We start from the raw sequence: 10,478 nt of genomic DNA on the forward strand, positions 1-10,478 counted from the left end.
CGTTCGAGTCGCCCGCGGCCCACCAATCAAATCAAGGACTTACGCACGAAAGCGTGGGTCCTTTTCTATTGAAAAAGCATACCGCAACCACGGCCGGCTGCAATCCCCGCACCCAGTAGAATTTAGAAGCCAGACGCTTTGCTCGTGCTCACGCGATTCGCTCAAGTGATTCTTCGGATACTTGCAGGGATGGCCGGGGGCATGTCTTCTGAAGTGCCGGCGCTGCCTCGCCGGTTTTTTGAGCGAGACGGCCTCGGATACGGCAAGATAAATCTGGAAATCCGTCAATTTCTTGGATACAGTGTGTGCATCCCACTGGGTTGTACGGGAAAATGTGGCGAACTGGGTGAAGTTCAGGTCACGGCTGTGGGCGCATCAGCCCGGCCAGGCATTGAGGGACACATCATGAAAGACACACCAATACTCTCCGGGTGCATGGGCATGAGCCGCCGCGGATTCCTGGCGACGGGCTGCGCGGCCTGTCTGGGCGCAGCGGGGTGCGCGTCGCTGAAGGGCGAGCGCAAGGCTGCCAAGACAGCCGCTGAGAAAATGCGTATTCGCACGATTTACTCGCTTCACGCCGAGGTGCAGCCCGGCCCCGACTGGCCGAACGTGGGTTTCGATTTCCGCCCGCCGATGGAGCGCATCAACAACGAACTTGCGTTGGCGTTCCCGCACTATGAATTCTTGCCCGCCCTCGCTACGGGTCCGGAACAGGCCAAGAAGATCCTCGAAGAAGATGCGTCAAAAAACATCGACGGATACATCGTTTATCAGATGAACTGCTGGAATCAGGTCGTGCAGACCATCGCCGCCTCCGGGAAACCCGTGCTGTATGCCGATTTCCAATACGCCGGCAGCGGCGGGTTCCTGGTCTACACGGCGGGGTTCTTGCGTAAGAACGCACCCAACGTCGGGTTCGTGGCGTCCTCGGATATGAAAGACCACATCGCGGCCGTGCGCTGCTTCGACATGGTGCGAAAGGGCGGGTCTCCGGCGGATTTCGTTGCGGCGGCCACGGAAGCCCGCGTGAAGTCTACTCCGAAACCCGGGAGACTCGCGTGTAAGGATGATCCTCTCAGGGCGTTGTCTCCTGATGAGTGCCTGGCTCGGATGAAAGCGTCGAAGATCCTGGCCGTACGCGACCAGGAATCGGGGCCCGGCGGCGAATTCATGGGGATCCCCATTATCAAGGTGAGTTTCGCCGAGGTGAACCAGGCATGGGAGACCGCCGACAAGGACGAGACTCGCGCCGTGGCCGATCGTTGGCAGCAGAACGCGGCCTTGGTTGAAGGCGTCTCGCGTGAGACGCTTGAGACTTCAGCCGCGATGTACCTCGGCCAGAAAGCCGTCTTGAACAAATACGGCGCTAACGCCATCACGATAAACTGTCTGGGAGGCTTCTACGGGGGTCATATTCACGCGTATCCGTGTCTGGGGTTCCACGAGTTGTGCAACGAGGGCTTGGTAGGCGCCTGCGAATGCGATATCGCCTCGACGGCGACCATGGTGACCTTTGGTGCCCTGTCGCAGGGGCGTCCGGGCTACATCTCGGACCCCGTGATTGACACGGCAAAAGGCGAGATTATCTACGCGCACTGTGTGGCCTCGAACCGGCCTTTCGGCCCCCAGGGCCCCACGAATTCATACGAGATCCTGACCCATTCCGAGGACCGGCAGGGCGCATCGGTACGGTCAATTCTGCCGTTGGGTTACATGACAACCACCGTGGAACTTTCTTCAGACCGCAAAGAGGTCCTCTTCCATCAGGGCAAAGCGGTCGAGAACGATCCTGACGACCGCGCATGCCGCACAAAGCTGGGAGTCAAGCCGGCCGGCGACATCGAAAAACTCTTCACCATGTGGGACAAGTGGGGTTGGCACCGGGTCACCTTCTACGGCGACCTTAGGGAACCGGTCTTCGCGCTTGCCGATGCAGCAGGCTGGAAGGTGGTCGAGGAAGCTTAGGCGCTGCCAATATAGAATCTATCGCCACGCGGGCACGGGGCGGAAAAGGCTCCGTGCCCGTTTCTATTTGCCGCAAAACCTGGCCACGATGTTCAGAATAACGGTGAGCACGATGCTGACCACAATGCACGTGACTATTGGGAAGTGGAACGAAGACCGCTCCCCTTGCACATGGATATCGCCCGGGAGACGTCCTAAAGGGACGCCCGTCTTCGCGAGCAGCCAGACCGCGCCGCCAGCCACGACAAGCCCAAGGCCGGCCACGACAATCCATTTTCCAATCGATGCGGCGTCCACGCTGTCTTCCTGATATGTTGTGTTTTCCGCCTTCTTATTGTCGCGAGACGGAACCCGGGGTGTCAATTCAGAAAGTCGGCAATAGAGATGCAATTGGCGCTTTGATTGTGGGACCAGCCCTTTCGCCGGTCATTCCTCACTCGGTACGTTCCTGGAACCGGGCTGTGTCTGCGGTTCCTGACGCAGATCAATGACCTGACCGGCAGCGTTGGCGCGTTCCAGCAGCAGGTCTGTCACGTTGCACCATCGGTTCGCCCGGTCCAGAATCCAGCCATCCGAGGAGACGGCTATGGCATCGCTGGAGGCCACCGTCGCGTCCACTTGGTTAATGAGCCGGATATCCCAGTCCCATCCTGATTCTTTCGCAATAGCAATCATCATCTCCTTAAGGCGGCCGCTGTTGGAGACCGGCTTGTCAAAGAACCAGCAGACCGGGGCAGGGGCGCATGTCTCCAGGACCGCGCCGATCAGCCGGATCGCGGCGCCGGTCTCGACAACCTTGCGGTACGAGCCATGGACGCTTGCCATGTCGCGTACACAGCCATCGCGTCCGCGAAGCAGCACGCCGCCGGAAAGGATGCTCTCTGCGGCAATGAGCAGGTTGTAGCCATCGATAACCATGGGCTGGCCGCGCAATGCCCGGGTGCAAACCTCGTGGCTGCGGCGATGCTCGAGCGATTGGTCGGAACATGATGCGCGCAATACCGCCCGGCGGTGCCGCGTGGTCAGTTGATAGTGATCGCCCACGAGCTTGAGCGCGGCGGTCTCCGCATACCGGCGTGTGAGCAGGAACGACATGTCTTGAACGGCGCTGCGGAGCAGGGGAATCCATTTGGGGGCGAACAACGCGTTATCGCGGGGATGCCTGCCTCTGTGTCCCTCCTGCGGCGGCACGGGTATCCTCCTCCTGCGCCGGGGGCCGTCATAGCACTCAGCCGCGCCGCGGCCGCGCTACTCCTCGATGTCCCGGGAACCTTTCGCTGAAGACAGTTCGGCCTTGATCCGGTCCCGCTCTATCGCGGCACGGTTGATGCCGTCGGCGGCCTGTTCACTGGCACGTTCCATATCTTCGAAATACCGCTCGCGGTTAAGCCCGAATTCTTCGAGCAAGTGGCCATACTTGTGTTGCATCATCCTGGCAACGAGGCCCTCCGTGCGGTGGGCGATTCTCCGTGCGGGACTGCCCCCCCAGACCTCGAGCGGGCCGACGTCCTTCGTGACTACGCTATTGGGTGCGATAACGGCTCCGTCACCAATCGCAACGCCGGGTCCGATATAGACCCGGCTGGTAATGAGCACGCAGTTGCCTATCACGATAGGCTCCGCAATATAGGGGGTGAGCCGCCAGTGAGCAGAGGTCCCGAGAACCATGTGGTTGGTGTCGCGGACCACCGCGAACTCGGCCAGCCCGGTAAAATCGCCGATTTTGATGAGTTTGGTCGCCTCGAGAAAGCAGAAGTAGCTGCAGCCCGAGCGTGTCCCAAAAATGATCTTGCCCTCGCCCTTTGTGCGGAGAATGACGTTGTTTCGGAATCGGCAATCGTCGCCCAGCTCGACATGCCCGTCGACTTCGAGGAACCTTGCCGGAAAGCGGCAATGCGCCCCTTTCTTGGCGAATTTGCGGCCGTGCCACCACGTGCGCCACGCGCGAACAAACGGTTTCATCACTGTCAGCCTTTCAATCCAAAGAAATACCGTATCACGAGGGTCCCGTGAAGGCCAAACGGCGCGCGGGCCATGTGGGGTGCTCCTCTGCCCGGGGAAGAGCTAGTACCGTTTCACCGAGACGAATTTGCCGGTCTGCCCGGACTTGGCAATTGCGTCGCACATCGCAATAGCCTTCCGGCCCAGTTCACCGGGCGTAACCGAGGGCGCCTTGCCCAGAATCGCGTCTACAAAACCCTGCTGGCTTGTTTTCGCGTTCTTGGTCAGTTTGGGATGGGCGACCTTGTATTGGCCGTGTTTTGCCCCCGGCGTTATGACTTCTATGGGGTGGTTGGGGTCGAAACCCTGGCGCAGCATGCCCTTGGTGCCGTAAATTTCGAGATAGCCTGCGCCCACGGGGAAGGTCCAGCTCAACTCCAAGACCCCCGTGGCTCCGTTGGCGAACCGTGTCAGGACCATCACGTTGTCCGGCACGTCAATACGCGTGATACGCGTGTCGACGTAGGCCGCGACCTGCGAGATGTCGCCTGCCATCCACCGCATGAGGTCGGTCATGTGCACGGCGATATCGAGGATCAAACCGCCCTGGTACTTCTTCGAGACGAACCACTTTGCTCCGGGCGACCACCCGATGTCCGGCGTGGGCCCGCCCGCACGAATGCAGCGGACATGCGTTGGCTCGCCGATCGCGCCCTTGTGCACCAAGCCCGCCATGGTTTGGTAAATCGGGAGATAGCGCAGGCTCTGGTTAATCTGGAGTACGCGTTTCTTGCTCCTGGCGGCGGCGATCATGCCCGTGCATTCAGCCGGAGTGGCCGCCATGGGCTTCTCGCACAACACGTGGATGCCGTGCTTCAGCGCAGCAAGCGTCTGCGGATAATGGAAACAATTGGGCGTGCAGATGGATACGGCATCCAGCCCGGAATTCAGAAACCTGACTTCATCGGTGAAGCCTTTCGCGTCCAAATCCAAAGCATCCTTGAGCTTGTCGATCTGTCTGCGCTTGATATCAAGCAGCGAGACAATTTCGACACCAGGAATGCTTTTGTAGTGGGGAACATGGTCGACCGTGGCAATCTTGCCGCAACCGATGATTCCAATGCGCAACTTGCGTGCCATGAGGATCTCCTCTGTCTGCTTTTACGGGGTTCTGAAACTTCCGGCAACAGTATTGGGCGCGATCTTAACATTGTGCAGCCGGGTCTGCAATCATAAGAGGGCCAGGATGTATACTGCTCCCAACACCAAAAGCTGAGGAGTTTTCTGCCATGACTTACTCGAGATCCCTGGCTGCCGCCATGCTCATCTTCACCTTCCTGACCTTTGCGGCATACGCGGGCGAGACCATCGACGGTAAACCGGTCTATGTGGCCAAACGGGCCCCTGCGCCGCCCGCATTGTCGGGTGATTGGGCCGGAGCGGTCTGGAAGGAAGCCAACACGCTTCGGGTAACACACTTCCTGCCCAAGCTGGAGAATGGGCTCGAGGACAGCGGCCACCGGCCCGATACAAGGGCGAGAGTGCTCTACGATGCCAAGGGACTCTACGTGCATTTCCGCGTCAAAGATCAATATGTGCGCTCCATCACCACAGCGTATCGCGGGCCGGTGTGGGAAGATGCCGCGGTCGAGTTCTTCGTGCAGCCGAAAGCGGCTCGGGGGTATTTCAACTTCGAGATCAACTGCGGGGGCGCCATGCTGCTTTCCTACCACGAGAATCCGGAGTGGAAAGGCGAAAGCCTGCGTCCTGGCGGAGGCGTCCCCTGGGAACTCGCCTCAAAAGTGAAGATATTTCATTCCATGCCCGAAACGGTCGAGCCCGAAATCGCCGGGCCGGTGACATGGCATATCGAGTACTTCATCCCATTCGAACTGTTCGAAGAATACCTGGGGCCATTGGGCGGCGTCGCGGGGCAGACCTGGCGCGCAAACTTCTACAAGATCGCCGAGACCAACTCGCATCCGCATTTCGGGGCATGGTCGAAGATAGAGGAAGGGAATTCCTTTCATCAACCGGAATTCTTCGGCTATCTGCGCTTTGAAGACTCGGCCTCTAGCAAGGCCGGCGGCGTTTCCCGCGAGTAAACGTCAAGAAAATGCTTGCCCCGAAGTAGTATGCAATATAGAGCAGTGACCAATACCGCAAGGCCCATGGATCCCGCGGATAGGACACGACGAGCCACACCATGCACGCGCCCCACAAACAGGTCAGGCTCAACGTCAAGGTGCGCAAACGTTGCGCGCGGCTCGGATAGAGGTATTTCACCGGGATGAACACCGCCGCCGCCAGCACCCACAAGATCGCCGCGCTTATCCATTGAGGCCAGACCAGCACGTGCAGATAAAACACGGTCACGTTCCAGTACGAGGGGAAGCCTTTGAAATAATGGCCGTCGGTTTTGGCGTCCCTCTGGGAGAACTGATATGTCGACGCGAACGTGATGGCGATGGCCGTCAGGATACGAGTGTCCTGCGCGACGACATCGCTGTACACGATGAACACGGCCGGCACAATCACATACGTGAAGTAATCGACAAGGTTGTCGAGCAACGCGCCATCCAGCAAGGGCGCGAATTCCTTCACCCCGGCCACGCGCGCCAAAAACCCGTCGACCGAATCAATGATAATCGCGACAGCCATCCACAGGAACGCTGTCTTGTAGTCCCCGCAAGGGATCGCAACCAGAGCGAGCAGACCCGCTACGGCCCCGGAAGCCGTCAACCCATGCACCAGCCACGCCGCGGTAATGCGGCCCCTTGAACGATTGCTATGCTCCATGGTCTTCCTTCACGCACTCAAAATGTTCGCCCCGCAACTATACCAAATCCCCCGAATACGCGTGCCGCAGCAGACGCGCCGATCCCGACCGGTGCGGGCGTGTAGTACCCGTCACCCACCCTTGTTCGCTCTGGGTCCTTTTTGTCCCTTTGACCGTCTCCAGCGCTTTCCCTTTCCGATTCGATATCTGTTCCTTTCCTCCGTATAATCAGAGTCCGGGACACGTTTGGGGGCAGCATTCGGCGTCTTTCGCTCTCCCCTCGCACGAATGCGAATTCAGAGGAGGAACTGCCGTGCAAGGCGGGCTGGTTCTGGCCGACTATCTCATTCTCACCGGGTTCTTCGTCATCATGCTCGGCATAGGCATCTATTTCTCAGGGAAGATGCGTGATCTCAAGGATTTCTTCTGCGGCGGCAACAAGGTTCCGTGGTGGGTATCGGGCGTCTCGCTGTATATGACGACATTCAGCGCCTTTGCGTTCATCTCCTATTCGGCCCTGGCTTACAAAGAGGGGCTGGTCTGCATCACGATCTGGTGGCTCACCGTCCCCTGCGCAGCGCTGAGCGCGCGCTTCTTCGCCGCACGCTGGCGGCGAATCGACATTACCAGCCCCGTGGAGTTCATCGAGCGCCGCTACGGCCCCTCGCTCCGGCAATGCTTTTCCTGGGCGGGTGTTCCGTTGATCGTCATCGACGACGCCCTGAAGCTTTTCGTGATCGGAACCATGGTGACCGTCAGTCTTGGAATGCAAAATGTCTGGGCCATGCCGGTTGCCATCATCGTGTGCGGAACGGTCATGCTCAGCTACACGCTGATGGGCGGGCTCTGGGCGGTGATGATTACCGATACGGTGCAGTTCGTCATCATGGGAGCGGCGGTCATTGTACTGATACCCCTTGTGTTGCTGAAAGTGGGGGGAATCGCGCCGATTTTCCAGAATGCGCCCGAAGGATACTGGCATCTCACCAGCGATGACTACTCGTTCTGGTGGCTTCTGCCGTTCACCTTGATGCAATTCCTCGTCTATACCACCAAATGGCCCATCGTGCAGCGCTATTACTCCGTGGAAACGGACAAGGAAGCGCGCAAAGTCGGATACACGGTGGGATTCCTGACTTTCGTGGGAGTGCCTCTGCTCTTTCTGCCGGCATTCGGCGCACGGGTGTTCATGCCCGGCGTGGCTGATGCCAATACGGTGTATCCCGAGGTCTGCAAATCGCTCCTGCCCCCCGGACTTTTCGGGATAGTCATCGCGGGCATGTTCTCAGCGACCATGTCGATGCTCTCGAGCGATTACAACGCGGTGGCCGCCGTTATCACGAATGACATTTACAGGCGCCTGTTCGTGCCGAACGCCTCCCAGAAGTCACTGGTGCTCGTGGGCCGCCTCGCTACACTTGGGATCGGTTTGGTCGCCGTGGCTGTCGCAGTAATTCTGTCCCAGATGGAGAACCTGCGCGACCTTGTGCAGATCATGGCGGGAGTATTCAGTCTTTTGCTCCCCCCGGTGGGCATCCCCATTTTTCTGGGTTTCCTGACGCGGCGTGTGTCCAATCGGGGCGCGTTGGTCGGATTCACTCTGGGCTCGGTATGTGGCGTGGTGGGGTATGTGTTGAGCCTGCTCCCGCCTGAATTCCTTGGTATGGATCCCGAAGGCACGGGGCTGGCGTTTCTCAACACGGTACCGTATATGGCATGGATTACCGCTCTACCTACGTTGCTCGGCGTGCTCGGGCTGAGTTTCCTGCTGCCCGACGGGCCAGACAAACGCACGGAAGTGAGTGAGTTTCTTGCGGGCGTCGAAACTGAGGAAGAACCCAGGCAAGTGCGCACCGACTTCTCGCACGACGCCGCCGTGGCTATCAGCATTATCGGAGCGTCCACAGGGCTTATCGGCCTGCTTCTGGCGGCGGCCGTTGCCGCGACCGGGCACATCGCGGACGGACTCTATTCGATCGGCGTCGGCGTGGTGCTGGCTGTCCTCGGATTCGCCGCTTGGCGGTATGGGAAACGGGCCGCGGCGCGTGCGGGCCGCGCGGGGGAAGCTGCGTCATGAGCGGGCAAAAGCACTCTCTTGGCGTGGGATTGATCGGCTCGGGGTTCATGGGCCACACGTATGCGCGGGCCGTGTCTACCCTCGTCGAAGGCGCCCACCTTGCCGGTGTTGCAACAGGCAGCCGGGCCCCGGACTTGGCCACGGAATACGGCGTCCCGTTCTACGACACATACGAGGCTCTCGCAGCCAGCCCTGACGTCGATCTCGTCTGCGTAGGAACACCCCACGCTCAACACGCTGAACACGCCCTGGCGGCGATTCAAGCCGGAAAACACGTGCTCATCGACAAACCCATGGCCACGACCCTCGAGGATTGTGACGCCATAGCCGCCGAAGCCACAGCACGCAACCTCAAATGCTCGGTGATGTTCACTCAGCGTAACCGGGTTGGTGTTCGCGCAGCTATCGAACTGATAACCTCCGGCCGCGTCGGCCGCGTCATGCACATCCGCACCTGCCAGATGGTGCCCAACGGTATGCATGCGGTCCCCAAATGGCAGATGAAGCCGGAAAATGCCGGACTCCTCCTTGGCCACGGCATCCACAACTTCGACCTGCTCCGGGTCCTGACCGGCAGCGAGTTCGGCTCGGTGTTCGCGAAGTGCCGCACCATGACCGGCGCGCCTGTAGAGGGGACGACCGATGCAATCGTGACCATGAAGGACGGAACGATCCACTACGTATTCTGTTCGTTCGAACTGCCCAAGCCCGGCTTCCCGAGAAGCGAATTCGCCGCGCGTGTCATTTGCGAAGAAGGGCTTATCGATATTGATCCGTATGATGAGACCCGGGTGGCCTGCGGCGGCCGGGGATGGGAATCGCTGGCGAAGCAGCCGCCCATCGATTGGGCCGGGCAAGGCTATCTCGACCCGAACCGGCTTCAGACCTATGCTGCGACGGTCCAGGATCTCGTGAATGCCGTCCATGAAGAGCGGGAGCCGCGGGTGACGGCATGGGATGGGCGGCAGGCCGTGGCTGCGGCGCTGGCAGCGTACGAGTCCAGCAAACTGGGGCGGGATGTTGCGGTCAGGTGATCCGAATGGGAACATGACGGTGTGGCCGGTACCAACACAGGAAAGGCGAGACCATGAGATTAGCACGCATTTTGGACGCGAATAACAAGATGATGTATGCCGCACAGCAGAAGGATGGCCGTCTGCTTAAGCTCGAGGGAGACGTGACTTCCGGCGAATCGCGCATCTCGAACGAAGACGTCAAGCCCAGCCACTGGCTTCCGCCCTTGGACCCGACGGCCATCCTGTGCATCGGCTTGAACTACCGGAAACATGCCGAGGAAGGAGGACAGCCCATCCCCGAGTATCCCGTGCTGTTCATGAAGAACCCTGCCGCGGCGACCGGTCACAAGGAGCCGATCAAGTTGCCGGATGTGTGCAGGGAAGAGGTCGATTACGAGGCCGAACTGGCCGTGGTCATCGGCAAACCCGCATACAACGTGCCGAAAGCGGAAGCTCTGAGCTACGTCCTCGGTTACACCTGCAGCAACGACGTATCCGCGCGCATCTGGCAGTCGAAACTCGGGGGGACGCAATGGTGCCGCGGCAAGGGATTTGACACCTTTGCGCCGCTCGGCCCAGTTCTGGTTACCCCGGATGAAGTCCCCAATGCCAACGCGCTCGCCATCAAGGCCTTCCTGAACGGCGAGATCATGCAATCCTCGAATACGAAGGACATGATCTTCGATGTGCCGACCCT

General features: G+C 59.7%; 10 protein-coding genes. 5 read left to right on the forward strand and 5 right to left on the reverse strand.

The annotated features are described in order from the left end of the window. The first annotated feature begins 405 nt into the window (after window positions 1-405). The gene (locus PLJ71_20195; protein HQM51014.1) at window positions 406-1,968 is read left to right on the forward strand and encodes a hypothetical protein; all 1,563 of its coding nucleotides are present in this window, start codon (window positions 406-408) and stop codon (window positions 1,966-1,968) included. A gap of 63 nt (window positions 1,969-2,031) precedes the next feature. On the opposite strand, the gene PLJ71_20200 is transcribed toward PLJ71_20195, so the two are convergent. The 4 genes from PLJ71_20200 to PLJ71_20215 all read right to left on the reverse strand — a co-directional run bounded on the left by PLJ71_20200 (window position 2,032) and on the right by PLJ71_20215 (window position 5,049). After that, window positions 2,032-2,265, reverse strand: coding sequence for a DUF2905 domain-containing protein (locus PLJ71_20200; protein ID HQM51015.1), 234 nt, complete (start codon window positions 2,263-2,265; stop codon window positions 2,032-2,034). Between the two features lie 129 nt (window positions 2,266-2,394). Continuing rightward, window positions 2,395-3,159, reverse strand: coding sequence for a DUF434 domain-containing protein (locus PLJ71_20205; GenBank protein HQM51016.1), 765 nt, complete (start codon window positions 3,157-3,159; stop codon window positions 2,395-2,397). A gap of 57 nt (window positions 3,160-3,216) precedes the next feature. Further along, the gene (locus PLJ71_20210; GenBank protein HQM51017.1) at window positions 3,217-3,930 is read right to left on the reverse strand and encodes an acyltransferase; all 714 of its coding nucleotides are present in this window, start codon (window positions 3,928-3,930) and stop codon (window positions 3,217-3,219) included. A gap of 102 nt (window positions 3,931-4,032) precedes the next feature. Further along, window positions 4,033-5,049, reverse strand: a complete 1,017-nt coding sequence (locus PLJ71_20215; GenBank protein ID HQM51018.1) for a Gfo/Idh/MocA family oxidoreductase — start codon at window positions 5,047-5,049, stop codon at window positions 4,033-4,035. Between the two features lie 149 nt (window positions 5,050-5,198). Between PLJ71_20215 and PLJ71_20220 the strand changes: the two genes are divergently transcribed. Beyond that, complete coding sequence (locus PLJ71_20220; protein ID HQM51019.1) at window positions 5,199-6,014, forward strand: carbohydrate-binding family 9-like protein; 816 nt, start codon at window positions 5,199-5,201, stop codon at window positions 6,012-6,014. On the opposite strand, the gene PLJ71_20225 is transcribed toward PLJ71_20220, so the two are convergent. Then, complete coding sequence (locus tag PLJ71_20225) at window positions 5,983-6,708, reverse strand: CDP-alcohol phosphatidyltransferase family protein (protein HQM51020.1); 726 nt, start codon at window positions 6,706-6,708, stop codon at window positions 5,983-5,985. The genes PLJ71_20220 and PLJ71_20225 overlap by 32 nt on opposite strands. 293 nt (window positions 6,709-7,001) lie before the next feature. Between PLJ71_20225 and PLJ71_20230 the strand changes: the two genes are divergently transcribed. The 3 genes from PLJ71_20230 to PLJ71_20240 form a co-directional block, all read left to right on the forward strand. Beyond that, the gene (locus tag PLJ71_20230) at window positions 7,002-8,765 is read left to right on the forward strand and encodes a hypothetical protein (protein ID HQM51021.1); all 1,764 of its coding nucleotides are present in this window, start codon (window positions 7,002-7,004) and stop codon (window positions 8,763-8,765) included. After that, the gene (locus PLJ71_20235) at window positions 8,762-9,799 is read left to right on the forward strand and encodes a Gfo/Idh/MocA family oxidoreductase (protein ID HQM51022.1); all 1,038 of its coding nucleotides are present in this window, start codon (window positions 8,762-8,764) and stop codon (window positions 9,797-9,799) included. Before PLJ71_20230 ends, PLJ71_20235 begins: the two co-directional genes overlap by 4 nt. A 53-nt stretch (window positions 9,800-9,852) precedes the next feature. Further along, window positions 9,853-10,478, forward strand: a 626-nt coding sequence (locus tag PLJ71_20240) for a fumarylacetoacetate hydrolase family protein (GenBank protein HQM51023.1), incomplete at its 3' end; no start/stop codon positions are given.

The sequence above is a fragment of the Candidatus Hydrogenedentota bacterium genome (assembly GCA_035416745.1).
Classification (GTDB): domain Bacteria; phylum Hydrogenedentota; class Hydrogenedentia; order Hydrogenedentales; family SLHB01; genus UBA2224.